20 protein-coding genes and 2 tRNA genes are annotated in these 26153 nt (G+C 72.5%); 11 read left to right on the forward strand and 11 right to left on the reverse strand.

What is annotated here, in order from left to right; all coding sequences use genetic code 11:
• Nucleotides 1-5 precede the first annotated feature (5 nt).
• Both ACYVJ4_RS01655 and ACYVJ4_RS01660 read left to right on the forward strand, forming a co-directional pair.
• The gene (locus tag ACYVJ4_RS01655; RefSeq protein WP_460458368.1) at nt 6-593 is read left to right on the forward strand and encodes a TetR/AcrR family transcriptional regulator; all 588 of its coding nucleotides are present in this window, start codon (nt 6-8) and stop codon (nt 591-593) included.
• The gene (locus ACYVJ4_RS01660; RefSeq protein WP_460458369.1) at nt 590-1369 is read left to right on the forward strand and encodes a maleylpyruvate isomerase family mycothiol-dependent enzyme; all 780 of its coding nucleotides are present in this window, start codon (nt 590-592) and stop codon (nt 1367-1369) included. The genes ACYVJ4_RS01655 and ACYVJ4_RS01660 overlap by 4 nt, the downstream gene beginning before the upstream one ends.
• Before the next feature lie 17 nt (nt 1370-1386).
• Here the strand turns inward: ACYVJ4_RS01660 and ACYVJ4_RS01665 are convergent, their stop codons facing one another.
• The gene (locus ACYVJ4_RS01665; protein WP_460458370.1) at nt 1387-1758 is read right to left on the reverse strand and encodes a DUF4233 domain-containing protein; all 372 of its coding nucleotides are present in this window, start codon (nt 1756-1758) and stop codon (nt 1387-1389) included.
• On the reverse strand, nt 1755-3116 hold the full coding sequence (locus tag ACYVJ4_RS01670) for a bifunctional folylpolyglutamate synthase/dihydrofolate synthase (RefSeq protein WP_460458371.1): 1362 nt from the start codon (nt 3114-3116) through the stop codon (nt 1755-1757). The genes ACYVJ4_RS01665 and ACYVJ4_RS01670 overlap by 4 nt, the downstream gene beginning before the upstream one ends.
• A gap of 64 nt (nt 3117-3180) precedes the next feature.
• On the opposite strand from ACYVJ4_RS01670, the gene ACYVJ4_RS01675 reads away from it, so the two are divergent.
• From ACYVJ4_RS01675 to ACYVJ4_RS01685, 3 genes are all read left to right on the forward strand, one after another.
• Nucleotides 3181-4926 (forward strand): aminotransferase class V-fold PLP-dependent enzyme, encoded by a 1746-nt coding sequence (locus ACYVJ4_RS01675; RefSeq protein WP_460458372.1) that lies wholly within the window; start codon nt 3181-3183, stop codon nt 4924-4926.
• A gap of 121 nt (nt 4927-5047) precedes the next feature.
• A complete protein-coding gene (locus tag ACYVJ4_RS01680) occupies nt 5048-5533 on the forward strand; it encodes a type IV toxin-antitoxin system AbiEi family antitoxin domain-containing protein (protein WP_460458373.1) in 486 nt (161 codons plus the stop codon).
• Between the two features lie 97 nt (nt 5534-5630).
• Complete coding sequence (locus tag ACYVJ4_RS01685) at nt 5631-5936, forward strand: hypothetical protein (protein WP_460458374.1); 306 nt, start codon at nt 5631-5633, stop codon at nt 5934-5936.
• A 31-nt stretch (nt 5937-5967) separates the two neighbouring features.
• On the opposite strand, the gene ileS is transcribed toward ACYVJ4_RS01685, so the two are convergent.
• Nucleotides 5968-9207 carry an isoleucine--tRNA ligase gene (gene ileS, locus ACYVJ4_RS01690; protein WP_460458375.1) on the reverse strand — a complete coding sequence of 1080 codons (3240 nt, stop codon included), beginning with the start codon at nt 9205-9207 and terminating at the stop codon, nt 5968-5970.
• A 357-nt stretch (nt 9208-9564) separates the two neighbouring features.
• Between ileS and ACYVJ4_RS01695 the strand changes: the two genes are divergently transcribed.
• The 3 genes from ACYVJ4_RS01695 (at nt 9565) to ACYVJ4_RS01705 (ending at nt 14469) form a co-directional block, all read left to right on the forward strand.
• Complete coding sequence (locus tag ACYVJ4_RS01695) at nt 9565-10251, forward strand: hypothetical protein (RefSeq protein ID WP_460458376.1); 687 nt, start codon at nt 9565-9567, stop codon at nt 10249-10251.
• Nucleotides 10252-10299: 48 nt separating this feature from the next.
• Entirely contained in the window at nt 10300-12873 is a 2574-nt protein-coding gene (gene valS / locus ACYVJ4_RS01700) for a valine--tRNA ligase (RefSeq protein ID WP_460458377.1), read from the forward strand.
• A 147-nt stretch (nt 12874-13020) separates the two neighbouring features.
• Nucleotides 13021-14469 carry a putative bifunctional diguanylate cyclase/phosphodiesterase gene (locus ACYVJ4_RS01705; RefSeq protein WP_460458378.1) on the forward strand — a complete coding sequence of 483 codons (1449 nt, stop codon included), beginning with the start codon at nt 13021-13023 and terminating at the stop codon, nt 14467-14469.
• A gap of 78 nt (nt 14470-14547) precedes the next feature.
• Here the strand turns inward: ACYVJ4_RS01705 and ACYVJ4_RS01710 are convergent, their stop codons facing one another.
• The 4 genes from ACYVJ4_RS01710 to ACYVJ4_RS01725 all read right to left on the reverse strand — a co-directional run bounded on the left by ACYVJ4_RS01710 (nt 14548) and on the right by ACYVJ4_RS01725 (nt 17946).
• Nucleotides 14548-15180, reverse strand: coding sequence for a hypothetical protein (locus ACYVJ4_RS01710; RefSeq protein ID WP_460458379.1), 633 nt, complete (start codon nt 15178-15180; stop codon nt 14548-14550).
• A 13-nt stretch (nt 15181-15193) separates the two neighbouring features.
• Nucleotides 15194-16477 carry an ATP-dependent Clp protease ATP-binding subunit ClpX gene (gene clpX / locus ACYVJ4_RS01715; protein WP_460458380.1) on the reverse strand — a complete coding sequence of 428 codons (1284 nt, stop codon included), beginning with the start codon at nt 16475-16477 and terminating at the stop codon, nt 15194-15196.
• A 190-nt stretch (nt 16478-16667) separates the two neighbouring features.
• A complete protein-coding gene (locus ACYVJ4_RS01720) occupies nt 16668-17318 on the reverse strand; it encodes an ATP-dependent Clp protease proteolytic subunit (protein WP_460458381.1) in 651 nt (216 codons plus the stop codon).
• A 52-nt stretch (nt 17319-17370) separates the two neighbouring features.
• Nucleotides 17371-17946: an ATP-dependent Clp protease proteolytic subunit gene (locus tag ACYVJ4_RS01725; protein ID WP_460458408.1), complete on the reverse strand. Its 576-nt coding sequence runs from the start codon at nt 17944-17946 to the stop codon at nt 17371-17373.
• A 191-nt stretch (nt 17947-18137) separates the two neighbouring features.
• Here ACYVJ4_RS01725 and ACYVJ4_RS01730 point away from each other — a divergent pair, with 191 nt between their 5' ends.
• A complete protein-coding gene (locus tag ACYVJ4_RS01730) occupies nt 18138-18839 on the forward strand; it encodes an MOSC domain-containing protein (RefSeq protein ID WP_460458382.1) in 702 nt (233 codons plus the stop codon).
• 8 nt (nt 18840-18847) lie between these two features.
• Here the strand turns inward: ACYVJ4_RS01730 and ACYVJ4_RS01735 are convergent, their stop codons facing one another.
• Entirely contained in the window at nt 18848-19447 is a 600-nt protein-coding gene (locus ACYVJ4_RS01735) for a hypothetical protein (protein WP_460458383.1), read from the reverse strand.
• A gap of 236 nt (nt 19448-19683) precedes the next feature.
• Here ACYVJ4_RS01735 and ACYVJ4_RS01740 point away from each other — a divergent pair, with 236 nt between their 5' ends.
• Nucleotides 19684-23529 carry a hypothetical protein gene (locus ACYVJ4_RS01740; RefSeq protein ID WP_460458384.1) on the forward strand — a complete coding sequence of 1282 codons (3846 nt, stop codon included), beginning with the start codon at nt 19684-19686 and terminating at the stop codon, nt 23527-23529.
• Nucleotides 23530-23590: 61 nt separating this feature from the next.
• Here ACYVJ4_RS01740 and tig read toward each other — a convergent pair whose 3' ends face one another.
• The 3 genes from tig to ACYVJ4_RS01755 all read right to left on the reverse strand — a co-directional run bounded on the left by tig (nt 23591) and on the right by ACYVJ4_RS01755 (nt 25957).
• Complete coding sequence (tig, locus tag ACYVJ4_RS01745) at nt 23591-24928, reverse strand: trigger factor (protein WP_460458385.1); 1338 nt, start codon at nt 24926-24928, stop codon at nt 23591-23593.
• 109 nt (nt 24929-25037) lie between these two features.
• On the reverse strand, nt 25038-25856 hold the full coding sequence (locus ACYVJ4_RS01750; RefSeq protein WP_460458386.1) for an LLM class flavin-dependent oxidoreductase: 819 nt from the start codon (nt 25854-25856) through the stop codon (nt 25038-25040).
• Between the two features lie 24 nt (nt 25857-25880).
• A tRNA-Pro gene (locus ACYVJ4_RS01755) sits at nt 25881-25957 on the reverse strand.
• A gap of 92 nt (nt 25958-26049) precedes the next feature.
• Between ACYVJ4_RS01755 and ACYVJ4_RS01760 the strand changes: the two genes are divergently transcribed.
• Nucleotides 26050-26123, forward strand: a tRNA-Gly gene (locus ACYVJ4_RS01760).
• The last annotated feature ends 30 nt before the right edge of the window (nt 26124-26153 follow it).

Here is a 26153-nt window from a genome sequence, read left to right on the forward strand (position 1 = left end):
GAACGGTGACCACCCTGACCGCCCGAGACCGCCGGCGCGACGACACCCGCGCCGAGGTCGTCGCCGCCGCCTGGCGCCTGGCCGAGCAGCACGGCGTCGGCGCGCTGTCGCTCCGCGAGGTGGCGCGCGAGGTCGGCATGAAGGCTCCCTCGCTCTACACCTACGTCGCGAGCAAGGGCGCCATCTACGACGCCATGTTCGTCGAGGGCTACCAGGCGCTCGGCGCGCGCATGGAGGCCGTCGCGCTCGACCCGCGCGACGTCCTGACCTCGCTCACGACCGCCGTCGAGGAGTTCGTCGCGTTCGGCCAGGAGTCGGTCGCGCGCTACCAGCTGATGTTCACGGCCGCCGTCCCGGACTGGACGGTGTCGGACGACGCCTACGCGGCCTCCCTGCAGGTGTACGGCCGGGTGGCCGAGCGTCTGGCGTCGGTCGGGATCACCGAGCAGGACGACCTCGACCTGTTGCTCGCCCTGATGTCCGGCCTGGCCGCCCAGCAGCTGGCCAACGAGCCGGGCGGCGACCGGTGGCGGCGGCTCGCCCGCCCGGCCGTCGAGATGTTCCTCGCCCACCACCGCCGGAGGACCCGATGACCACGGAGACCGAGATCGACGTCCGCGCCGTCCCGCCCATCACGCGACGCACCGACGCCCGCGAGGTCGCGACCGCGGCCTACGACGCGCTGCTCGACCAGCTCGGCCGGCTCGACGAGGCCGGCTGGGCCGCCCCCACCGAGTGCGCGCCCTGGACCGTGAGCGACATGGTCGGCCACCTGATCGGCGCCGCGCGCTCCGGGGCCTCCCTGCGCGAGGCCGGCCGGCAGCAGCTGTGGGGACGTCGGCACCGCGGCGAGTTCGCCGGCAACGAGCTCGACGCGGTCAACGCCCTGCAGGTGCGCGACCACGCCGACCTGACCGCGAGCGCACGGCTCGGTCGCCTGCACGAGCTGGCGCCGGCAGCGGTCGACGGCCGGATGCGGCTGCCGCGCCCGCTGCGGTGGGTGCGGGTGCCGATGTCGCAGGGCGGCTCGACGGCGAGCGGCATGCCGACGTCGCTGACGCTCGCCGAGCTGGTCGACGTCGTCTACACGCGCGACGTCTGGCTGCACCGGGTCGACGTCGCACGGGCGGCTGGCGCGGAGCTGGTCGTCGACCCGGCACTCGACCGCCGGGTGGTCGCCGACGTCGTCCGGGAGTGGGCCGGTCGGCACGGTCGGCCGTTCCGGCTCGAGCTCACCGGCGCAGCCGGCGGCCGCTTCCGGTCGGGTGACGACGGTCCCCAGCTCGAGCTCGACGCGGTCGAGTTCTGCCGCGCGCTGTCGGGCCGGGCCCCCGGCGAGGGCCTGCTCGCCATGCGCGTGCTCTTCTGAACCCGCGCGGGGCGAGGTCAGTGCTGCTGGAAGCGGCGGGCCGTGATCGCGTCGGCGCGACCGCCGTACCGCAGCGCGGCGTACCAGAGGCCGGCGAAGACCAGCCCCACGCCGAACATCATCGGCACCCAGAAGCCGCCGAGCACCAGCAACAGCTGCACGAGCCACCCCAGCGCGTAGCCCGCCGGCGAGCGCAGCGAACCTGCCGCCAGCACGCACAGCACGGCGGCCCCGCCGGCCACCCACGCCAGCGTCGCGCCGTCGACGTCCGACAGCTGCACCGCCACGAGCGAGGCGAAGCCGACGACGAGCAGCTCGCCGACCAGCACCATGGCCGCGAAGGAGCGGCGCAGCGACCTCGGGGCCGGCTCGGGACCCTCCGCGCTCACCGCAGACCCAGCAGCACGCGGACGTCGGCCGCCATGGTCACCGAGCCGGTGGCCAGCACGCCCGCGCCCATGCCGTCGCCCTCGCGCTCGGCCAGGTCGACGGCCAGCGCCAGCGCCTCGGGCAGCGACCGTGCCACGTGCACGCGGTCCTCGTCGAAGACGTCGAGGGCGACCTCGCGCAGGGACTCGGGGTCGGTGGCGCGCGCGGACGTCGTCCGGGTGAGCACCACCTCGTCGAGCACCGGCTCGAGGGCGGCCAGGATGCCCACGGCGTCCTTGTCGGCCAGAACGGCCACGACGCCGACGAGCCGGGTGAAGCCGAACGACTCCGCTATGGACGCCGCCACGACCTGCGCGCCGGCCGGGTTGTGCGCCGCGTCGACCAGCACGGTCGGGCTGCTGCGGACGATCTCGAGCCGTCCGGGCGAGTCCATGTCGGCCACCGCGGCCCTCACCACGTCGACGTCGAGCCGGTCGGTGCCGCCACCGACGAACGCCTCGACCGCCGCGATCGCCGTCACCAGGTTGTGCGCCTGGTGCTCGCCGTGCAGCGGGAGGAACAGGTCCTCGTAGTCGCCACCGATCCCCCGCAAGCTCACCAGCTGGCCCCCCACCGCGACCTCGCGCGAGAGCAGCCCGACCTGCTGCCCCTCGAGCACGACGTCGGCGCCGACCTCGCCGGCCCGCTGCAGCAGCACCTCGGCCGCGCCGCGGGGCTGCTGGCCGAGCACCGCGACCGCGCCGGCCTTGATGATCCCGGCCTTCTCGCCCGCGATGGCCTCGACGGTCGAGCCGAGCAGCCGCTCGTGGTCGATCGCGATGGGCGTGATCACGGCGACCTGGCCGTCGGCGACGTTGGTCGAGTCCCACGTGCCGCCCAGGCCGACCTCGACGACGGCGACGTCGACCGGCGCGTCCGCGAACGCCGAGAACGCCATCGCCGTCAGCACCTGGAAGTAGTTGATGACCGGCTCGCCCGCGTCGCGCGAGCGCTGGTCGACGATCTCGAGGTACGGAGCGACGTCGTCCCACGCGGCGACGAACTTCTCGGCCGAGATCGGCTCGCCGTCGAGCGCGATGCGCTCGCGGACGTCGGTCAGGTGCGGGCTCGTGAACCGCCCGGTGCGCAGCCCGAGCTCGCGCAGCAGCCGCTCGACCATGCGGGACGTCGACGTCTTGCCGTTGGTGCCGGTGATGTGCACCACCGGGTACGCCCGCTGGGGCTCGCCCATGAGGTCGGTCAGGGCGCGGATCGCGTCGAGCGACGGGTCGACCTGGTGCTCGGGCGTGCGGGCCAGGACGGCGTGCTCGACCTCGGCCAGCCGGGTCGAGACGTCCTCGTCGGGGCTGCTGCTCACGGCCACGACGGTACGGCACACTGCAGGGCAGCCCGACGACGAAGCCGACGACGGACGGAGACCCGTGCCCTGCACGCCCGACACCTGCCCGCCGGACACCGCGCTGCTGCGCCGGATCCGGGAGGGCATCGTCGGCGACGACCTCACCCTCCCCGGGCCGTACGGGCCGCGCCGCGTCACCTACGCGGACTACACCGCGAGCGGGCGGTCGCTGGACTTCGTCGAGGACTTCATCCGGGCCGAGGTGCTGCCGCGGTACGCCAACACCCACACCGAGTCCTCTGGCACCGGCCTGCAGACGACCCGGCTGCGCGAGGACGCCCGCCGCATCGTCGCGGACGCCGTCGGGGCCGGCGACGACTGCGCCGTGCTGTTCTGCGGATCGGGCTCGACCGGCGCGATCGACAAGGTCGTCGGCCTGCTCGGCCTGCGCATCCCCTCGCCGCTCGAGGACCGCTGGCAGCTCAGCCACCGCATCCCGGCCGACCAGCGCCCGGTCGTGTTCATCGGCCCGTTCGAGCACCACTCCAACGAGCTGCCGTGGCGCGAGAGCATCGCGGACGTCGTCACCGTTCCCGAGGACGCCGACGGCCACATCGACCTCGACCAGCTCGAGCGCGAGCTGGAGCGGCACGCCGACCGGCCGCTCAAGATCGGCTCGTTCTCGGCCGCCAGCAACGTCACCGGCATCGTCACCGACACCGACCGGGTGACCCGGCTGCTGCACGCGCACGGCGCACTCGCGTTCTGGGACTTCGCGGCCGCCGCGCCCTACGTCGACATCTGCATGACGCCGGGCGGCGACCTCGCCGCCGGCAAGGACGCGGTGTTCATCAGCCCGCACAAGCTGATCGGCGGACCTGGGACCCCGGGCGTGCTCGTCGTCCGGCGCTCGCTCCTGACCAACCGGGTGCCGACGGTGGTCGGCGGCGGCACGGTCGCCTACGTGAACCCGAGCGAGCACAAGTACCTCGACCAGCCCGAGCACCGCGAGGAAGCCGGCACCCCGGCGATCGTCGAGTCGATCCGCGCCGGGCTGGTGTTCCAGCTCAAGCAGGCCGTCGGCATCGACGTCATCCGGGCGCACGAGGAGCACTTCCTGCAGCAGGCCGTGGCTGCCTGGCGCGAGTGCCCGTCGGTCGAGATCCTCGGCAACCTCGACGCCGAGCGGCTCTCGATCGTCAGCTTCGTCGTCCGGCGTCCGGGTGGGCGCTACCTGCACCACAACTTCGTCGTGGCGGTGCTGAACGACCTGTTCGGCATCCAGTCGCGCGGCGGCTGCTCGTGCGCCGGCCCGTACGGCCACCGGCTGCTCGGCATCGACCTCGAGCGATCGCACGAGTTCGAGAGCGAGATCAGCCGGGGCTGCGAGGGCATCAAGCCCGGCTGGGTGCGGGTGAACTTCAACTACTTCATCTCGCACGCCGTGCTCGAGTACGTCGTCGAGGCGGTGCGGCTGGTCGCCGAGGAGGGCTGGCGGCTGCTGCCCGACTACCGGTTCGAGCCGACGTCCGGGCTGTGGAAGCACCGCGACGGCGCGGCCGAGCCGCCGCTGCGCCTGCACGACCTGACCTACGCGGACGACGGCACGCTGGCCTACGAGGCGCACCACGACCCCGCCCCCGAGAGCGCGCTGCGCGGCTACCTGGACGAGGCGAGGGCGCTCCTCGCCGCCCGCGCCGACGAGCAGGGGGACGGCGCCGGGGACGACGACGCCGCCGCGCCCCGGCTGGTGCGCGACGGCGTCGTCGACGAGGAGTTCGAGCGGCTGCGGTGGTTCGAGCTGCCGCCCGTGTGCCTCACGCCCTGACCGCGAGCGTCGAGCCCGTCAACTCGGCAACGGGTGTCAACGGGCTGACACAGGTTGCCGACGTCCAGGGGCTGTGGACGACGGCCGAGGGCTGAGCGCCCGACGCGGCAGGATCGCGGTGGTGCCCATCACCCCCGAGGTCGCGGCGTCCCAGGCCGGCGTCGTGCACCGGATCCAGGCGCTGGACGCCGGGCTCACCTCGGCGCAGGTCGGCCACCTGGTGCGCTCAGGCCGGTGGCAGCGCCTGCACCCGGGCGTCTACCTCACGTACACCGGGTCGCCCGACCACCTGGCGCGGTGCTGGGCAGCTCTCGCGCACGCCGGTCCGGATGCCGTGCTCAGCCACGCCACAGCGGCCTCCCTCCAAGGGCTGCTCGACGACGTGCCGGCGCTCGTCGACGTGCTCGTGCCCGACGAGCACCGGGTCACCGGCCGCCCCGGCCTGCGGGTGCGGCGCTCAACCCAGCTGGCCGGTCGGCGCCACCCCGCGCGCGTGCCGCCGCAGACCCACGTCGAGGACACCACCCTGGACCTGGTCGAGCTGGCGGAGGACGAAGGCGGCGTCGTCGGCTGGCTCACCCGGGCGACGGGGTGTCGTGCTCGCTGACGTCCAGGACGGCGTCGCCTCGCCAATGGAGCTCCGCTACCGGCGTGACGTGGAGCGGGCTCACGGGCTGCCGAGAGGGTCGCTCAACCATGCGGTGGTGCTGGCGGGACGTCGCCGGTACCGCGACGTGCTGTACGACGAGTTCCAGGTGAGCGTCGAGCTCGACGGCACCGCGAGCCACGCGGTGGCCCAACTCGCCGACGACCACCGTCGCGACAACGCGAGCCTCGTGGTCGGGGTCGCGGTCCTCCGCTACACGTGGATCGACGTCACGCGGCACCGCCGCCGTACCGCCGTGGAGGTCGCTGCCGTGCTGGAGCGCCACGGGTGGCGCGGCCGGCTCCGCCCGTGCGACGACCACTGCCCTGTGGCCGGATCTCGGCAGGTCGTGTCACTCGGGTGACACGACCTGCCGAGATGTCGAGGTCCGAAGGTCAGGCTTGGTCCAGGCGCTCGACCTTCACGCGCACCCGCAGGCCGTCGCCCACCGACTGCTCGCTCACGTCGTCGTCCAGCGGCACCTGGCCGAGGTCGGCCGTGGCACCGACCTGCACGGCCAAGGTCTCCGACATCAGCAGGTCCTGGTGCGCCATCACGGCCTCCCAGACCGGCTGGTCGCCGGCGAGCGTCAGCCGGATGCGGTCGCTGACGTGCAGCCCGGCGTCGCGCCTCGCCTGCTGCACGACCCGGACGACGTCGCGCACCAACCCGATCGCCTCGAGCTCGGGCGTGACCTCGGTGTCCAGGACGACGAACCCCTCGCGCGGCAGGACACCCACCGCGCGGTGGTCCGACTCGTCTCCGCCGGCCACGACCGTCTCGACGACGTACTCGCCCTCGGCCAGCGCGATGCCGCCCGAGGTCACCGTGCCGTCGTCCGCCACCTGCCAGTCGCCGCTCTTGCTGCCACGGATCGCGACCTGCACGTCCTTGCCGAGGCGCGGCCCCGCGGCGCGCGCGTTGACCGTGAGCCGTTGCGAGACACCGAACTGCGCGTCACCCGCGTCGTCGAGGTCGACCAGCCGCACCTCGCGCACGTTCACCTCGTCGGCCACGAGCGAGGCGTAGTCGCCGAGGGTCTGCGCGTCGCCCGCCACGACGGTCAGCGAGGGCAGCGGCAGCCGCACCCGCAGCTGCTCGGCCTTGCGCAGCGCCAGGGCCGACGAGCAGACCTCGCGCGTGCGGTCCATGGTCGCGACGAGCGCGTCGTCGGCCGGCAGCTGCCCGGCGTCCGGCCAGTCCGTCAGGTGCACGCTGCGCCCACCGGTGAGCCCGCGCCAGACCTCCTCGGTCGTCAGCGGCAGCAGCGGCGCGGCGACGCGCGTCAGCACCTCGAGCGTCGTGTAGAGCGTGTCGAAGGCCGCGGTGTCGTCCTCGCCCCAGAACCGCTCGCGCGACCGCCGGATGTACCAGTTGGTCAGGACGTCGAGGAAGTCGCGCACCGACTGGCAGGCCGCGCTCACGTCGTAGACGTCCAGCTGGGCCTGCACACCCGTGACGAGGTCGCGCAGCTTGGCGAGCAGGTATCGGTCGAGCACGTCGGTGGACGACGTCGACCACTGCGCGTCGTAGCCCTTCCCGTCGTGCAACGCGTTGGCGTACAACGAGAAGAAGTACCAGGCGTTCCACAGCGGGATGAGCACCTGGCGCACGCCGTCGCGGATGCCGCGCTCGGTGACGACGAGGTTGCCGCCGCGCAGGACGGGCGACGACATGAGGAACCAGCGCATCGCGTCCGAGCCGTCGCGGTCGAAGACCTCGCGGACGTCGGGGTAGTTGCGCAGGCTCTTGCTCATCTTGCGGCCGTCGTCGCCGAGCAGGATCCCGTGGCTCACGCAGCTGCGGAACGCCGGCCGGTCGAACAGCGCGGTGGCCAGCACGTGCATCGTGTAGAACCAGCCGCGGGTCTGGCCGATGTACTCGACGATGAAGTCACCCGGGTAGTGGTGCTCGAACCAGTCCGCGTTCTCGAACGGGTAGTGCACCTGGGCGAACGGCATCGACCCGGACTCGAACCAGCAGTCGAGCACCTCGGGCACGCGGCGCATGGTGCTCTTGCCGGTCGGGTCGTCCGGGTTGGGCCGGGTCAGCTGGTCGATGTGCGGGCGGTGCAGGTCGTCCGGCCGTACGCCGAAGTCGCGCTCGAGCTCGTCCAACGAGCCGTACACGTCGACCCGCGGGTAGGTCGGGTCGTCCGACGTCCAGACCGGGATCGGGCTGCCCCAGTAGCGGTTGCGGCTGATCGACCAGTCGCGGGCGTTCTCGATCCACTTGCCGAACGAGCCGTCCTGGATGTGGTCGGGCACCCAGGTGATGTCGCGGTTGAGCTCGATCATGCGGTCGCGGAACTGCGTGACCTTGACGAACCAGCTCGAGACCGCGCGGTAGATCAGCGGCTGGTCGCACCGCCAGCAGTGCGGGTACGGGTGGTCGTAGGTCTCCAGCCGCAGCAGCAGACCCGCCTCGCGCAGGTCGCGCGCGATCGCCTTGTTGGCCTCGAAGACGTGCTGCCCCGCGTACGTCGGCACCTCCGCCGTGAACTCGCCGCGCGAGTCGACCGGGACGACCGGCTCGATGCCCGCGGCGTCCGTGACGACCTTGTCCTCCTCGCCGAAGGCGGGGGCGATGTGCACGATGCCGGTGCCCTCGTCGGTGGTGACGTAGTCGGCCTCGAGCACCTGGTGGGCGTTGGTGCGCCCGGCGAAGAAGTCGAACGGCGGCGTGTAGCGACGGCCCAGCAAGTCGGCGCCCGTCAGCCGCTCGACCAGCCGGCCCTGCGCCTCGGCGTCCGCGACGTCCTTCAGCCCGAGCTCGCGCTCGTAGTGCCCCAACCGGTCTGCCGCCAGCACGACCTTCTCGCCGGCGAAGGCGCCCTCGGCCGGACCCGTGACGACCACGTAGTCGATCGTCGGGTTCACCGCGGCCGCGAGGTTGCTCGGCAGGGTCCACGGCGTCGTCGTCCAGATCAGGGCGTACTCGCCGGTCTCCAGCTGCAGCCCCACGGTGACGGCGGGGTCCTGGCGCTGGCGGTAGACGTCGTCCATGCGGGTCTCGGTGTTCGACAGCGGCGTCTCGCAGCGCCAGCAGTACGCGAGCACCCGGAAGCCCTCGTAGACGAGTCCCTTGTCCCACAACGACTTGAAGGCCCACATGACCGACTCCATGTAGTCGGTGTCGAGGGTCTTGTAGTCGTGCTCGAAGTCCACCCAGCGGGCCTGGCGGTGGACGTACTCCTCCCAGTCCTTGGTGTACGTGAGCACCGACGAGCGGCACACGTCGTTGAACGTCTCGATGCCCATGGCGTCGATCTCGGACTTGTGCGTGATGCCGAGTTGCTTCTCGGCCTCGATCTCGGCGGGCAGGCCGTGGCAGTCCCAGCCGAAGCGGCGCTCGACCCGACGGCCGCGCATCGTCATGTAGCGCGGGACGACGTCCTTGACGTAGCCCGTGAGCAGGTGACCGTAGTGCGGAAGGCCGTTGGCGAACGGCGGACCGTCGTAGAAGACGAACTCGTTGCTGCCGTTCTCGCCGGCCTCGCGCTGCTCGACGCTGGCCAGGAAGGTGCCGTCGGCGTCCCAGTACCGCGAGATGCGCTCCTCGACCGAGGGGAAGCGCGGGCTGGCGGGGACGTCGGTGCTGCCGTGGGCGTCGGGGCCGACCTTGGGGTACGTCATCGGTGCCTCTCGCGGTGCGTCTGGTCGCTCCTACGAGGACGACGTCGCCCGGCACGTCCCGGGCGGCACCGCGGTACCACCTCGCTTGCGCCCCTGGGTGGGACGCCGCTCTGGCCGGCGGGGGTGCGGGCCGGTCCGCCCGGTTCTACTGGGACCCGGCCCCTCGCGGGGTCGGACCTGTTCTTCCGGAGGCTCACCGGTGATGGCCGGGTCGACGCCTGGTGCCCAGTCTACCGACGCGGCACGTCCCGCCGCACGCCCCTTCTCCGCGGCGCTTCGGCCGAACGCCGGACGGCGGGTCTCCCCCAGGGCTAGCGTCGCGACCACGGAACTCCGGCGCGCGGCTCGGGAGGGCCCATGACCGACACCGACAGCGGGACCCAGGTGCCTGGCGGCTTCGTCGCCCCGGACGCCAAGGACCTCGTGGCCCCTGCGACCGCCATGCTGCAGACCTGGCAGCTGCTGCCGTCGGGCTCGGCGGACGACGTCAGCGCCGTCAAGGGCACCCCGGACAGCGTCGCCGTCATCAAGTCCGGCATGTCGGCCGCCGCCAAGTGGTGGTCCGCCGCCGGCGTCGGCTCGGCCACGCTCGCCGCCGCGCTCACCGCGTGGGACAAGATCCCGAAGCCGCTGCAGGACGGCGCCGGCATCGGCATCCCCGTCTTCGCGTCGGCGGTGGTGCTCGGCGTCGCCTACATCGTGGCCAACGACGTCCGCGGCCGCGCCGAGGCGACGAACGAGCAGCTGCGCAGCCGGGCCGCGGTGCTGCAGGCCTACTTCGCGCTGCTCGGGGCCACCCACGACGACGCGGTGATCACCGGCGCCACGGCTGGCAGCTCGACGTCCGGGCTGACCGACGCCCAGCTGCGCTCGCTCGTCGTCGCGATCGCGGCGGGCAGCGAGCACCAGCTCACGGCCACCGGGGACGGCTCCACCGGCGCGCTCGGCACGCTGCGCCAGCTCGACGGCCGCCCCGCGCAGGTGCGCGTCGGCACCGACTGGGTGGACGTCGCCGACGTGACCGACGTGCACCCGACCGGCTGACCGAAACCCTGGCGCGGACGCCCGCGCGCATCTGGGACGATTGACGGCATGCCGAACAGCCCGCGCGTGCCCGACAAGCCCACCCTCGACGGACTCGAGGACCGCTGGGTCTCGGTATGGCGCGAGCAGGGCACGTACACCTTCGACCGCACGGCCGAGCGCGAGGACGTCTTCTCGATCGACACCCCGCCGCCGACCGTCAGCGGCAGCCTGCACGTCGGCCACGTGTTCAGCTACACCCACACCGACGTCGTCGCGCGCTACCAGCGGATGACCGGCAAGCAGGTCTTCTACCCGATCGGCTGGGACGACAACGGCCTGCCGACCGAGCGCCGGGTGCAGAACTACTTCGGCGTGCGCTGCGACCCCTCGCTGCCGTACGACCCGGACTTCGAGCCGCCGGAGAAGCCGGACCCCAAGCGCCAGGTGCCGATCAGCCGGCCCAACTTCGTCGAGCTCTGCTCGCGGCTGACGGTCGAGGACGAGAAGGCGTTCGAGCAGCTGCTGCGCCAGCTCGGGCTCTCGGTCGACTGGTCGACGCAGTACGAGACGATCAGCGTCGATTCGCGCACGGCGTCGCAGCGGGCGTTCCTGCGCAACCTCGCGCGCGGCGAGGCCTACCAGAGCGAGGCGCCGAGCCTCTGGGACGTCACGTTCCAGACCGCGGTGGCGCAGGCCGAGCTCGAGGCGCGCGAGTACCCCGGGCACTACCACCGCGTGGCGTTCCACGGCGCCGACGGCCCGGTGCCGATCGAGACGACCCGCCCCGAGCTGGTGCCGGCCGTCGTCGCGCTCATCGCCCACCCGGACGACGAGCGCTACCAGCCGCTGTTCGGCACCACCGTGCGCTCGCCGCTGTTCGACGTCGAGATCCCGGTCCTGGCCCACCCCGCCGCCGAGATGGACAAGGGCGCCGGCATCGCCATGTGCTGCACCTTCGGCGACCTCACCGACGTCCAGTGGTGGCGCGAGCTGCAGCTGCCCACCCGCGCGGTGGTCGGTCGCGACGGTCGGCTGCTGCGCGACGTCCCGGACTGGATCACGTCCGAGGCGGGCGGCGCGCTGTACGCCGAGCTGGCCGGCAAGACGACGTTCTCGGCCCGCGAGACGGTCGTGGCCGCGCTGCGCGAGAGCGGCGACCTGCTGGGCGAGCCGACGGCCACGCAGCGCATGGCGAACTTCTACGAGAAGGGCGACAAGCCGCTCGAGATCGTCACCAGCCGCCAGTGGTACATCCGCAACGGCGGGCGCGACGCCGACCTGCGCGCGACCTTCGTCGAGCGCGGGCACGAGCTGGCGTGGGTTCCCGAGTTCATGGGACACCGCTACGAGAACTGGGTCAGCGGCCTGAACGGCGACTGGCTGATCAGCCGCCAGCGCTTCTTCGGCGTGCCGTTCCCGGTCTGGTACCGCCTGGACGAGCACGGCGAGGTCGACCACGAGCACCCGCTCGTCGCCGACGAGGCGTCGCTGCCGGTCGACCCGTCGTCCGACCCGGCGCCGGGGTTCACGAACGACCAGCGCGGCGTGCCGGGTGGGTTCGTCGGCGACCCCGACGTGATGGACACCTGGGCGACGTCGTCCCTCACCCCGCACATCGCGTGTGGCTGGGAGCGCGACCCGGACCTGTTCGCGCGCACCTTCCCGATGGACCTCAACACCCACGCCCACGAGATCATCCGCACCTGGCTCTTCTCGCGCGTCGTCCGGGCGCACTACGAGAACGGCTCGCTGCCGTGGAAGCGCTCGATGATCTCGGGCTTCGTGGTCGACCCCGACCGCAAGAAGATGAGCAAGTCCAAGGGCAACGCCGTCGTGCCCACCGACATCCTGGAGAAGTACGGCACCGACGCCGTGCGCTGGCGCGCCGCCATGGCCCGCCCGGGCATGGACTCGCCGTTCGACGAGACCCAGATGAAGGTCGGACGACGGCTGGCCATCAAGGTGCTCAACGCCAGCAAGTTCGTGCTGGGCGCCGGCGCGAGCCTGGACGCCGGGCCGGTCACCGAGCCGCTCGACGCCTCGATGCTCGCCGCCCTGGCGCGCACGGTGCGCGAGGCGGGCGACGCCTTCGCAGCCTTCGACTACACCCGCGCGCTCGAGGTCACCGAGCGGTTCTTCTGGAGCTTCTGCGACGACTACGTCGAGCTGGTCAAGGAGCGCGCGTACGCCGAGGGCCCGGGCGCGCAGTCGGCCCGCACCGCCCTGGCCGTGGCGCTGTCGGTGCAGCTGCGCCTGCTCGCGCCGGTGCTGCCGTTCGTCACCGAGGAGGCGTGGTCGTGGTGGCAGGAGGGCTCGGTGCACCGCGCCCCCTGGCCCACGCCCGACGAGGCCGGCCTGACCGGCGACGGCGACCCGGCGCTGCTGGGTGCCGTCGCCACCGCCCTGGCCGGGGTGCGCGGCGCCAAGTCGCAGGCCAAGGTCTCGCAGCGCACGCCCGTCACGCGGGCGGTCGTGCGCGCGTCGGCCGCGGACGTCGAGCGGCTGGCTGCGGCGGCGGCCGACCTGCGCGCTGCCGGCCGGGTCGAGGACCTCTCGCTGGTCGAGGCGGCGGCCGACGCGGGTGCGGCCGGGCCCGTCGTCGAGGACGTCGAGCTCGCCGTCCAGGACGAGTCGGCCTGAGGCCCGACCACGCTGGGTGACGGACCGCGCTGGTCCGTCACCCGGTCGGCCCAGCCCGGTCGGGGGAAGTTCCTCAAGGCGGCCCCTCTGCGTGCCGAAGGGCAGGAGTCGGCGGGAGCAGCCTGCCGAGCGGCGAGAGGATGTCCCATGGCTGGGCTGGCGCTGATCATCACCGTGGTGTGCGTGGTGGTGGCGGTCGTCTCTGCCGTCGCCCTCGCCGTCCTGCTCGTGCAGCGCGACCGCGAGCGCGAGCGCGTGGCACGCCGCGACCCCCTGACCCAGCTGGGCAACCGCACGCTGCTCGCCGAGGCCGCCGACCGCGTGCTCGGCGACCTCGACCAGATGGACGGCAACGGCAGCCACGGGCCCGCCCTGCTGCTCGTCGACCTGGACGGCTTCAAGGACGTCAACGACACGCTCGGGCACGTCGCGGGCGACGAGGTGCTCGTGGAGGTGGCCCAGCAGCTGGTGGCCGCCGCCGGCACCGACGCCCTCGTCACCCGGCTCGGCGGCGACGAGTTCGCCGTCCTGGTGCGCGGGCCCATCAACATGTCGGGTGCCAGCGTGCGGGCCAAGCGCATCCTGGGCGCCCTGACCCTCAACGAGTTCCGCACCCGCGGCGTGGCGATCGACATCCGCGCCAGCATCGGCGTCACGGTCGCCCCGCAGGACGGTCGCTCGCTGAACGAGCTGCTCCAGCACGCCGACATCGCGATGTACCAGGCCAAGCGCGGCCGCAGCGGCGTCGCCTGCTACGACCCGGCGTTCGACGAGCACTCCACCGACCGGCTCGAGACCCTGGCCCACCTGCGCGAGGCCATGCTCGAGGACCAGCTGCACGTGCGCTACCAGCCCGTCATCCGGGCCGAGGACCACGCGCTCACCGGCTTCGAGGCCCTGCTGCGCTGGCAGCACCCCGAGCGCGGCCTGCTGCTGCCCTCGGAGTTCATCCCGATCGCCGAGCGCACCAGCCTGATCCACGCGCTCACCCGCTGGGTGCTGCTGACCGCCGTGCGCGACGCCACCCGCTGGCGCCAGCAGGGGCTCGAGGCCACCGTGGCGGTCAACATCAGCCCGGTGTCGCTGGAGTTCGGCCTGCTCGGCATCGTCGAGGAAGTGCTCGCGCTCTACCGCTGGCCGGCCGAGCTCCTGGTGCTCGAGATCACCGAGAGCGCCGTCACCGACAACCCCGACGTGGCGCGGGCCGTCGTCGAGGCGCTGCGCGACCGCGGGATCCAGGTGTCGGTCGACGACTTCGGCGCCGGGTTCACGAGCCTGTCGCAGCTGCGCGGGCTGCCGGTGCACCAGCTCAAGATCGACCGGCAGTTCATCACCTCGCTCGAGCGCTCGCCGTCCGACGACGCCGTCGTCACCTCGATCATCGAGCTCGGCCACCGGCTGGGGCTCTCGATCGTGGCCGAGGGTGTCGAGACCGCCGCCACCGCGCAGCGGCTGCAGGAGCTGGACTGCGACGACCTGCAGGGCTTCTGGTTCGCCCGGCCGATGGTGGCCAGCGAGGTGCTGACCTGGGCCAGCGAGCACGCGGCCAGCCGACGCAAGGCCCCCGCCACCGACGGCGACCCCCTCCCCGCCTGACCCGCGCGCTCTGGGACTTGTGAAGGGTTGCCAACCCCTCAGCACCGGCTGAGGGGTTGGAAACCCTTCACCAGTGGCTCAGGGGGTGGAGCGGTCGGTCATCTCCCAGGCGTGGTCGGTGACGTGCCAGGCGGTGCGTCGCACGAAGTAGCGCACGGGCCAACCGGTCGAGCGCGGCTCGGCACCGGGGGCCGTCCGCACGGCGTCGGCGATTGCGACCCGCTGCTCGTCCCACGGCGTGCGCGGTGGCAGCCGGACGCCGATCGAGCGCGCGTACGACCGCTCGGCCTCGCGCACGTGGTCGAGCATCGCGGTGCGGTCGCGACCCCCGCCGCGCGGACCCTTGCGCAGCTCCTCCGGCGACGTCCGCGCCACCCGGTCGAGCTCGGCCCAGCAGCCCTCCAGCAACCCGGCGAGCCGGTCGGCCGCGGCGTCGTCCAACGGCTCGTCGTCCCACTCCCCCCGGACGTCGGGCGCGCCGAAGTCCGTGGTCACGGTGCCGGACGACGCCCCCACCACCTCGAGGTCGCCCGGCGCGAAGCCCGGCCCGGCGATCACGGCGTAGCGGTCGGCGTGCCCGAGCAGCGCCTCGAGCGCGGCCTCGTCACCGCCGTCGCGGTTCTTGCCGCGCCGGCACCACCCCGGCCAGTCGACGGCGGAGGCGAAGGTCCACGTGCGGCCGCGCTCGAGCACCACGCGGGTCCCCGCCACGAGCCGGCCTCGATCAGGCGGACTTCTCGCGCGGCGCGCGCTTGCGCGGCTCGGGGGCGTCGCGCCGCACGATCGTGGGGTTGACGTTGTCGAGCACGACCTCCTTGGTGACCACCACGCGGGCGATGCCGTCGTCGCTCGGGACGTCGAACATCACCGGCAGCAGCACCTCCTCCATGATGGCGCGCAGGCCGCGGGCCCCGGTGCCGCGCAGGATCGCCTGGTCGGCGACCGCCTCGAGCGCCTCGGGGGTGAACTCGAGCTCGACGCCGTCGATCTCGAACATCCGCTGGTACTGCTTGGACAGCGCGTTGCGCGGCGTGGTGAGGATGCGCACCAGCGCGTCGCGGTCGAGGTTCGACACCGTGGTGATGACCGGCAGGCGGCCGATGAACTCGGGGATGAGCCCGAACTTCATCAGGTCCTCGGGCATGACGTCGGCGTAGGTGTCGGACGTCGGGTCGGCCGGCATGTGCAGCTGCGCGCCGAACCCGAGGCCCTTCTTGCCCGCGCGCTGCTCGATCAGCTTGTCGAGCCCGGCGAACGCCCCGCCGACGATGAACAGCACGTTCGTCGTGTCGATCTGGATGAACTCCTGGTGCGGGTGCTTGCGCCCGCCCTGCGGCGGCACCGAGGCAGTCGTGCCCTCGAGGATCTTCAGCAGCGCCTGCTGCACGCCCTCGCCGGAGACGTCGCGCGTGATCGACGGGTTCTCGCTCTTGCGGGCGATCTTGTCGACCTCGTCGATGTAGATGATGCCGGTCTCGGCCTTCTTGACGTCGTAGTCGGCGGCCTGGATCAGCTTGAGCAGGATGTTCTCGACGTCCTCGCCGACGTAGCCGGCCTCGGTCAGCGCGGTGGCGTCGGCGATGGCGAACGGGACGTTCAGCATGCGCGCCAGCGTCTGCGCGAGGTAGGTCTTGCCGCAGCCAGTGGGGCCGATGAGCAGGATGTTGGACTTGGCCAGGTCAATCGGCTCCTCGCCCTTGCGGGCGGGCTCGGCGGCCTGGACGCGCTTGTAGTGGTTGTAGACGGCCACCGCGAGCGCCTTCTTGGCGGGCTCCTGGCCGACGACGTACTGCTCGAGGAACTCGAAGATCTCGCGCGGCTTGGGCAGCTCGTCCAGCCCCAGCTCGCTGGTCTCGGCGAGCTCCTCCTCGATGATCTCGTTGCAGAGGTCGATGCACTCGTCGCAGATGTACACGCCCGGGCCGGCGATCAGCTTCTTGACCTGCTTCTGGCTCTTGCCGCAGAACGAGCACTTGAGCAGGTCACCACCGTCACCGATGCGCGCCACGTGCGGGTCCTCCCTCGATCACCGTCACCCCGGCCGGGGCGTCGATCCGTGCAGCGACGGTACCTCCTGGGGTACGGCCCTGCTCCTATTGAACGCCGGTGTCGCCCGCCGCGTCAGCCCTGTACGCCGAGAGCGGACGACGGCGTGCCGCGCCCCGGGTCGCGCACCTGGCGTGACCCGGGGCCGGCGGTCACTCCGCCGAGGCCTTGCGGCTGGCGAGGACCTCGTCGACGAGGCCGTACTCGACCGCCTGCTCGGCGGTGAGGATCTTGTCGCGCTCGATGTCGGCGCGGACCTGCTCGGCGGTGCGGCCGGTGTGCAGGGCCAGCGTGTCCTCGAGCCAGCCGCGCATGCGCAGCACCTCGTTGGCCTGGATCTCCAGGTCGCTCGCCATGCCGCCCGTGCCCTCCATGGCCGGCTGGTGGATCAGGATGCGCGCGTTCGGCAGGGCGTACCGCTTGCCCTTCGCGCCGGCGCCGAGGAGCACCGCGGCGGCCGACGCGGCCTGGCCCAGCACGTACGTCTGGATGTCGGGGCGGACGTACTGCATCGTGTCGTAGATCGCCGTGAGGGCCGTGAACGAGCCGCCGGGCGAGTTGATGTACATGAGGATGTCGCGGTCGGGGTCCTGCGACTCCAGCACGATCAGCTGGGCGATGATGTCGTCCGCTGACGCGTCGTCGACCTGCACGCCGAGGAAGATGATGCGGTCCTCGAACAGCTTCGTGTAGGGGTCGAGGCGCTTCATCCCGTAGGACGTGCGCTCCTCGAACTGGGGCAGGATGTAGCGGCTGCTGGGGCCTGGCACCTGCAGGCCGCCGTACGGGGTGGGGACGCTCATCGCGCTGGCTCTCCTGATCGGTCGAAGGGTGTCGTGGGGGCGGCGAGCGCCGTCAGTCGGTGGTGCCGCCGCCGCCGCGCGCCTCGTTGGCGCTCTCGACGACGTGGTCGACGAAGCCGTACTCCTTGGCCTGCTCCGCGGTGAACCAGCGGTCGCGGTCGGAGTCCTTCTCGACCTGCTCGACGGTCTGCCCGGTGTGCTGGGCGATGAGGTCGGCCATCTGCTTCTTGATGTGCAGCATCTGCTCGGCCTGGATCTTGATGTCGCTCGCGGTGCCGCCGATGCCGCCCGAGGGCTGGTGCATCATGATCCGCGCGTGCGGCGTGGCGTACCGCTTGCCGGGGGTGCCGGCCGACAGCAGGAACTGGCCCATCGAGGCCGCCAGGCCCATGGCCACCGTGGCGACGTCGGGCTGGACGAACTGCATGGTGTCGAAGATCGCCATGCCGGCCGAGACCGACCCGCCGGGCGAGTTGATGTAGAGCCAGATGTCGCGCTCCGGGTCCTCGGCGGCGAGCAGGAGCAGCTGGGCGCAGATGGCGTTGGCGTTCTCGTCGCGCACCTCCGAGCCGAGGAAGATGATGCGCTCCTTCAGCAGCCGGTTGTAGATGCTGTCGTCCAGCCCCATGCCCTGCTGCGGCCCCTGGGCGGCCTGGACCGTGCCGATCTCGCTCACGCTGGTCTCCTGTGGTCGATCTGGGACGACGTCCTCCGCCGTCCTGACGGTGACCCTAACGTCGGGTCCCGACGGTCCACTCCCCCGAACCCCCGGTGTTCGCCGTCGGCGCAAGGTCGCGCAGCGGGCCGTAGGGTCGTGCCGTGGACGTCGGCCGCGTGCTCCGGGTGACCCGCCACCCGCTCAAGTCCGTCGGCGGCGAGCCGGTCGGCGCGGCGGTCGTCACGCCGCGCGGGCTCGAGCACGACCGGCGCTGGGCGGTGTACCTGCCGGACGGCGGGATCGGCAGCGGCAAGGCCACGACGCGGTTCCGCCGGGTCGACGGGTTGCTCGACCTCTCCTCGCGCGTGGACGGCGGGCGCCTGGTCGTGCGGCTGCCGGACGGCGAGGAGCTGGCCGGCGACGACCCCGGGCTCGACGAGCGGCTCTCGCAGCAGCTGGGCCGGCCGGTGCGGGTGCGCGAGGAGTCCGACGTCCCGCACCACGACGAGTGCCCGGTGCACCTCGTCACGACGTCTACCCTGCGCGCCTGGGGCGAGCTCGCCGGCGCCGACGTCGACCCGCGCCGCGCAAGGGCGAACCTCCTCGTGGACGTCGACCCCGCCCTGGACGACGGGTTCGTCGAGGACGCCTGGCGCGGGCGGCGGCTGCGGGTCGGCGAGGTCGAGCTCGCGATCGGCGGGGGCATGCCCCGCTGCGTCATGGTGTCGGCGGACCAGCGGGGGCTGCCCGCCGACAACCGATTGCTGAAGTCGCTCGGTCCGCGCGACGTCGAGCTCGGCGTGATGAGCGACGTCGTCACGCCGGGCACGGTGCGCGTCGGGGACGTCGTCACCCTGCTCTGAGCGACCGGTCACCGCACCGTCAACCGGTGCGGTGCGCTGACCAGCGTGAAGGCCCGCCCCCCGGACCCACCAGCGTTGCCCTGCAACGGGTCCGAGCCGTAGCCGAGCACCGCCACCAGGTCGTAGGCACCCGGCGCCAGCGGCGAGCCAGCGCTCCCGTCCCCCGTCGGGCAGCCCACCAGCGCGACCCGGTCGGGCACCGCCTGCGCCGGCCGTGACGCACCCGCCGACAGCATCACGGGGACGCCGGCCGGCCCGCTCCCCGGCCCGCTGGCGCCGACCACCGCACCGTCCCGCACGAGCAGCAGCCGCGACGACGCCGGCACCGTGATCAGGCGCGGTCCGTCGGAGGTCACGTCGAGCGTGACGGTGACCGCGACCTCCTCGCCCGCGCTCGCCGTCGACGGCGCGTCGAGCCGCACCGTGACCAGCGCCGTGGCCGGCCCCTCGGACGTCGGCACCGTCCCGCAGGTCGTCGCGGGAGGGGGTGCCTGAGAACCCGCTGAGGGGACGTCGTCCCCGCCGGACGAGCCGCCACCGCACCCGGCCACGGCGACCAGCAGCACCGTTGCGGCACAACCGATCCACGCGCGGGACCACGACGTCATCATGACCTCCGACGGCGGCGACGAGCTCGCACGGCGGGCGCCGTCCAGATCAGTGTGCGCCGCCTCTTGCGCAGCGGGCCAGAGCAGGAGCACGCTCCCCTGCTGGGACGTCGGCGCCGACACCCAGGCGCCGCCCCCTCCCTCGCGGAAGGTCGGTCCACATGAAGCCGCTTCGTACCTCGCCCGCTGGCTCGGCAGCGCTCGCCTTGGTCCTGGCAGGGAGCCTGCTCACGGTCGTGGCACCCGCCGCGCACTCCGCCCCGCCGGGCGACGACACCCCCGTGCTGCTGACCCCGAAGGGCGAGCACGAGACCGGCGAGGACGAGGCGGGCTTCGACAAGCTGCGCGACGCGTACTACTGGAGCCGGCTGCTGTCCGGCGACGACGAGCTGACGCTCGGCGAGGCGGCGAAGCTCCGCTCCACCGCGAGCACGCGTGCGTCGTCCATCAGCAACGAGCGCAACCGCGGCGCCGCCCGCGGCGGCACGTGGACGTCGCAGGGCCCCGACCCGATCGTGCAGGTCGGCCGCACGAGCAACACCTTCGAGGCGGTCGCCGGTCGCGTCGGCGCCCTGGTGATCCGCAAGGACGGCACCGTCGTCCTCGGTGCGGCGCAGGGCGGCGTCTGGACCTACGACGAGGGCACGGGCACCTGGACGTCGCGCACCAACGACGCCGACACCCAGTCCGTCGGGGCGCTCGCCACCGCTCCCAGCGACGACCGCGTGATGTACATGGGCTCGGGCGAGGGAGCGCTGTCCGGCGACTCGTACTACGGCGACGGCGTGTACCGCTCGCGCGACGGCGGGCTGACCTGGACGCACGTGTCGACCCTGTTCACCGGCCAGGCCGTGACGGACATCGTCGTCGACCCCGGCAACGCGAACCACCTGTACGTGTCGACGGTCCGCGGCCGTGGCGGCAACCACCGCACCACCCACCCGACCGACGTGAAGTACGGCGTCTGGGAGTCGAGCAACGGCGGCCAGAGCTGGAACCTGCGCAAGGGCACGTCGGAGGAGATCCACGGCGCGACCGACCTCGTGATGGACCCGCGCAACCCCCGGGTGCTGTGGGCGTCGTTCTGGGGTGACGGCATCTACCGCTCGACCAACGGCGGGCAGACCTGGGCGAGCGCGCTCGGCAACCTGCCGGCCGGCAACTTCAGCGAGGGCGGCACGCGCTTCTCGCTCGGCCTCTCCCACCCGGCGAACGCGGCCCGCGCGACGGTCTACACCGGGTTCGACTACTTCGACTCCAGCGACGCCTACCACCAGAGCCAGGTCTACAAGACGACCGACGACGGCGTGACGTGGGCGGCGACCGCGACGGGCACCGGCACCGACTCGATCAAGGACTACTGCGGCACGCAGTGCTTCTACGACAACGAGGTCAAGCCCGACCCGACGAACCCGGACGTCGTCTACGTCCTGGGCTCGTACGGCTACGGCAACGTCCCGCAGTCCGGCGGCGTGTACCGCTCGAAGGACGGCGGGCAGACCTGGAAGAACCTCGGCTACGACCTGCACCCGGACTTCCACGCCGTCGCCTTCGAGCCCGACGACACCAGCCACGTGGCGATCGGCAACGACGGCGGCGTGTGGCAGTCGTCGACGGGCGGTGGCCGCAACGGCGCCGGCGACCCGCTCTCGGCTGCCGACTGGGAGAACCTCAACGGCCAGGTGGACCCGGCCACCGCTGCCCTCGTGAGCTCGAGCCACCTGGCGATCACGCAGTTCACGTCGATGGCCACCGTGCCGCTGGTGCCCGGCCAGTACTGGGGCGGCACGCAGGACAACGGCACGCTGCGCAAGTCGCTGGCCAACAGCCGGTGGTTCGACCAGGCCGGCGGTGACGGCGGCCAGGTCATCGTCGACCAGACGACGCCCAACACCGTCAACCCGTCCGTGCCGGCGTACGTGTTCGGCACGTACTTCGACATCTCGCCCTACCGCTACGACCCCACCGAGACGAACACCTTCTTCGGCAACGAGGCGATCGACGGCGGGATCGACCTGAACGACCGGGCCGAGTTCTACGTCCCGTGGACGCAGAACCGCGGCAACGTCAACCAGATGTTCTTGGGGACGTACCGCTTGTACCGCAGTGACAACGTGGAGGCGCCGTCCGCCGGCGACGTCACGTTCGCGAAGGTCAGCGACGACCTCACGAGCGGCTGCACCGGCTCCGCACCCAACGGCGCCCGCGGCTGCTTCATCTCGACGATCGGCCTCGCGGACGGCGGCACCGGCGTCTACGTCGGCACCGACGAGGGCTGGATCCAGGTCAGCCCGGACGCCGTCACGTCCGACAGCCCGACCTGGCAGCGCACCGGAACCAACGTGCTGCCCAACCGCCCGGTCAACCAGATCGCCGTGGACCGGTCGAACTGGCGGATCGCCTACGCGGCTTACGGCGGCTTCAACGCGGCCACGCCGCGACGCAGCGGGCACGTGTTCTCGACGTCGGACGGCGGCCGGCACTGGACCGACGTCAGCGCCAACCTGCCCGACGTCCCGGTCAACAGCGTCGTGATCGACCCGTCCGACACCCGCACCGTCTACGCCGGAACGGACGTCGGCGCGTTCGTCTCGACCAACGGCGGCGGGAAGTGGAAGCGGCTCGGCAGCGGGATGCCCAAGGTCGCCGTCTGGCAGCTGGACTACGACGCCAGCCACGGCGTCCTGGCGGCCGGCACCCACGGCCGCGGCGCGTACACGCTGCAGAACCGCAACGCGTTGCCCGCGCTGGTCGTCTCCAAGGTCGACAGCGGCGTCCCGGTGGGCCCGGGCCGCGACATCGACTACACGGTGACGGTCAAGAACATCGGCAACGCGTCCGCCACGGGTGTCTCGGTGCGCGACCCGCTCCCCGGGCGCACGCGGTTCGTCTCGGCCGGCCAGGGCGGCAGCTACCGCAACGGCGAGGTGGTGTGGCGCAACCTCACCATCCCGGCCGGCGGGAAGGTCGACCTGACCTTCACCGTGACCATCGCCCAGAACCTGCCGTCGACGGTGCAGGCGATCGTCAACGACGGGATCCAGGTGCGCTCGGCCCAGGGCGTCAGCACCAGCGGCAGCCCGCAAGCGACCCCGATCGCCGACGCGCACGCCGTGTCGGTCGACCCGGCGACGGGCCTCGAGGGCGCGAAGGTCGGCACGTCCGCGACCTTCACCGAGCACGTCACCAACGAGGGGTACGAGCCCGACACCTACGCCCTGTCGACGACCGGGGCGTGGACCACGACGACGTACGACGCGTCGTGCACCACGCCGCTGCCGGTGACGCCGACCGTGCAGCCGGGCGCGTCGACCGACGTCTGCGTCAAGGTCGCGGTGCCGTCCGGCGCCGCGGACGACGCGCGCAGCCCGTCGACGGTGACGGCGACGTCGTCCGCCGACGCGTCGGTGAAGGCGTCGGCCGACCTGTCGACCATCGCGGTCGCCAGCGACACCGTGCTCGTCGACGGCGACACGAACGACCCGGTGGACTCCGCGCCCTCGTACCGCGCGGCGCTCACCGCGGCCGGAGCGTCGTTCGGCAGCTGGGACCTCGCCGAGGACCCGCAGCTGCCGCAGTCGTACCTGAGCGCGCACGCCAACGCGGTGTGGTTCACCGGCAACGCCTACCCGGGCCCGATCACGCCGTACGAGCGGGTGCTGAAGGGGTTCCTGGACGGCGGCGGCCGGCTGCTGATGTCGGGGCAGGACATCCTCGACCAGGCCGCGGGCACGACGGCGTTCGTGCACGACTACCTGCACGTCGACTGGGACGGCACGGAGACCCAGAACGACAAGGCGACGGCGTCGGTGACCGGTGTGAGCGGCAACCCGGTGACGAACGGCATCGGCACGGTGCCGCTCGACCACTCGGTGCTCGGCGCGAACTTCGAGGACCGGGTCACGCCGATCGCCCCGGCCACCGCGGCGTTCACCGATGACGCGTCCGACCCGGACGCGCTGTCCGTGGCCGACGGGTCGTACAAGGTGGTCTTCCTGGCCTTCCCGCTCGAGGCCTACGGGAGCGCCGCGCAGCGGGCCGACCTGGTGCAGCGCTCGCTCACCTGGTTCGCCGCGCCGTAGCCGGCCGGACGACGAAGGGCCCCGGACGTCGTCCGGGGCCCTTCGTCGTGGTGCGGGGAGGTCAGTGCTCGTGACCCTCGTGGTCGTGGTCGTGCTCGGCCTCGACGACCGGGGCGCCGGCCTCGTCGGCCGTGGGGCGCAGCGCCTCGAGGTCGACGTCGTTGCCGCTGGCGTCGGTGACCTTGGCCTTCTCGAGGACGACGGCGAGCGCCTTGCGGCGGGCGACCTCGGCCACCATCGCCTGCACCTGGCCGGCCTCGTCGACGGCCTGCGCGAACGCGTCGGGCGACATGCCGTACTGCTGCGCGCTCATGACGAGGTACTCGACGAGCTCGGGCTGGCTGACCGAGACCTTCTCCTGCTCGACGATGGCGTCCAGCAGGAACTGCGCCTGCAGGGCCTTGGTGGCGTTCTCGCCGACCTCGGTGCGGTGCTCGTCGTCGTCCAGGCGGTTCTCGCCCTCGAGGTGGCTGTGCACCTCGGCCTCGACGAGCGCAGCCGGCACCGGGATGTCGGCGGCGTCGAGCAGCGCGTCGAGCACCTTGTCGCGGGCCTGGACGCCCTGCTGCAGGCGCTGGGTGCGCTCGGCCTGCGTGCGCAGGTCGGCGGTCAGCTCGTCGAGGGTGTCGAACTCGCTGGCGAGCTGGGCGAAGTCGTCGTCGAGCTCGGGCAGCTCGCGCTCCTTGACCGACTGCACCGTGACGGTGACGTCGGCGTCCTGGCCCTCGCGGTCGCCGCCGGCGAGCGGGGCGGTGAAGTCCTTGGTCTCGCCGGCGCTCATGCCCACGAGCGCCTCGTCGAGGCCCTCCAGCATGTTCTTGCTGCCGATCTCGTACGAGACGCCGGTGACGGCGTCGATCTCGTCGCCGTCGATCTCGGCCTTCAGGTCGATCGACACGAAGTCGCCCTCGACGGCCGCGCGCTCGACGCCCACCAGGGTGCCGAAGCGCTGGCGCAGGGCGGTGATCTCGGCGTCGACGTCGGCGTCCTGCACCGTGATGTCGTCGACCTGGACGCTCAGCGAGGAGTAGTCGGGCAGCTCGACCTCGGGGCGGACGTCGACCTCGACGCTGAACTTCAAGTCGCCGCCGGACGCCGGGTCGGGCGCCTCGGTGATCTCGACCTCGGGCTGGCCGAGGGGACGGATCTTGGCCTCCTCGACCGCCTGGCCGTAGAAGGTGGGGAGGGCGTTGTTCACGGCCTCCTCCAGCACCGCGCCGCGACCGACCCGCTGGTCGATGATGCGCGCCGGGACCTTGCCCTTGCGGAAGCCGGGGATCTGCACCTGCGACCCGATGGTCTGGTAGGCGGCGTCCAGGCTCGGCTTGAGCTCCTCGAACGGCACCTCGACGGTGAGCTTCACCCGGGTGGGGTTGAGGGTCTCGACGGCACTCTTCACTGCGGTGTTCTCCTGGCGGGATCGAGGGACGCGCGTGCTGGCGCGCGACCGCCCATGCTATCCGCCGCTGCCGTGGTGACCCAATCGCCCGCCTGACCTGCGGCTCCGCCTACGGGACGGCGGCCCGCAGCTCGGTGGCGACCCAGCGGGTGACGTCCTCCAGCGGGGTCGCGCCGTGCTTGCCGTGGGCGGTGTCGAGCGCGAGCACCGGCACGTGGGTGGCCCCGGCGTCGGCCATCTCGGCCACCTGCGCGGCGACCCGGTCGACGTCCAGGGGCCCGGTGACCGCGAGGAACACGACGACGTCTCCCAGGCCCTCGCGGCCGGCGGCCTCGCGGCCCGCACGCAGGTGCTCGACGGCGGCGCGCACCCGCTCGGGCGACATCTCGGCGAAGATCACGCCGTCGCCGAGCTCGCCGGCCAGCCGGGTGGTCTTGTCGCCCATGGCGCCGACCAGCAGCGGCGGGGGCGGCGAGGGCGGCCAGTCGAGGGCGACGTCGTCCAGGTGCACGTACCGCCCGGACGTCGTCAGCCGCTCGCCGTCCAGCAGGGCCCGCAACGCCGTCGTGTACTCGCGCAGCAACGTCATCGGCGACTCCGCCCGGACGCCGACCTGGCCCATCCAGTCCAGGACGCCGTGCCCGATGCCCGGGACGACGCGGCCGGGGAACATGCGCTCCAGGCTCGCGACCTCCATGGCCGTCACCGCCACGTTGCGCAGCGGCACCGGCATCAGGCCGAGGCCGACCTGCACCTGCTCGGTCCAGGCCAGCGCGGCGGCGAGCGTGCTGATGCCGCCCTCCTTGAAGCAGTCCTCCCACAGCCACAGCTGCTCGAGGCCGGCCTCGTCGGCGGCGAGCGCCACGGACCGCAGCCGCTCGGGCGGCAGGTCGGGCGGGAAGATCAGGCCCAGCGTGGTGCGGCTCATCGCGCCATCATCACGCGGTCGTGCTGGTCGGGGTACCCGGATTTGAACCGGGGGCCTTCCGCTCCCAAAGCGGACGCGCTACCAAGCTGCGCCACACCCCGTACCCGCCCGGTGGCCGACGTCCTGGACCGGGGCGCAGGGCCGGTAGGCTGGACGGCGTCCACGGCCGGGTGATCGTCGCCTGGCCGCACGCGCGGATGTAGCTCAATGGTAGAGCCCCAGTCTTCCAAACTGGCTACGCGGGTTCGATTCCCGTCATCCGCTCCAACCCGGATCCCGTCATCCGCTCCGGCGCCT

The sequence above is a fragment of the Angustibacter peucedani genome, from assembly GCF_054779595.1.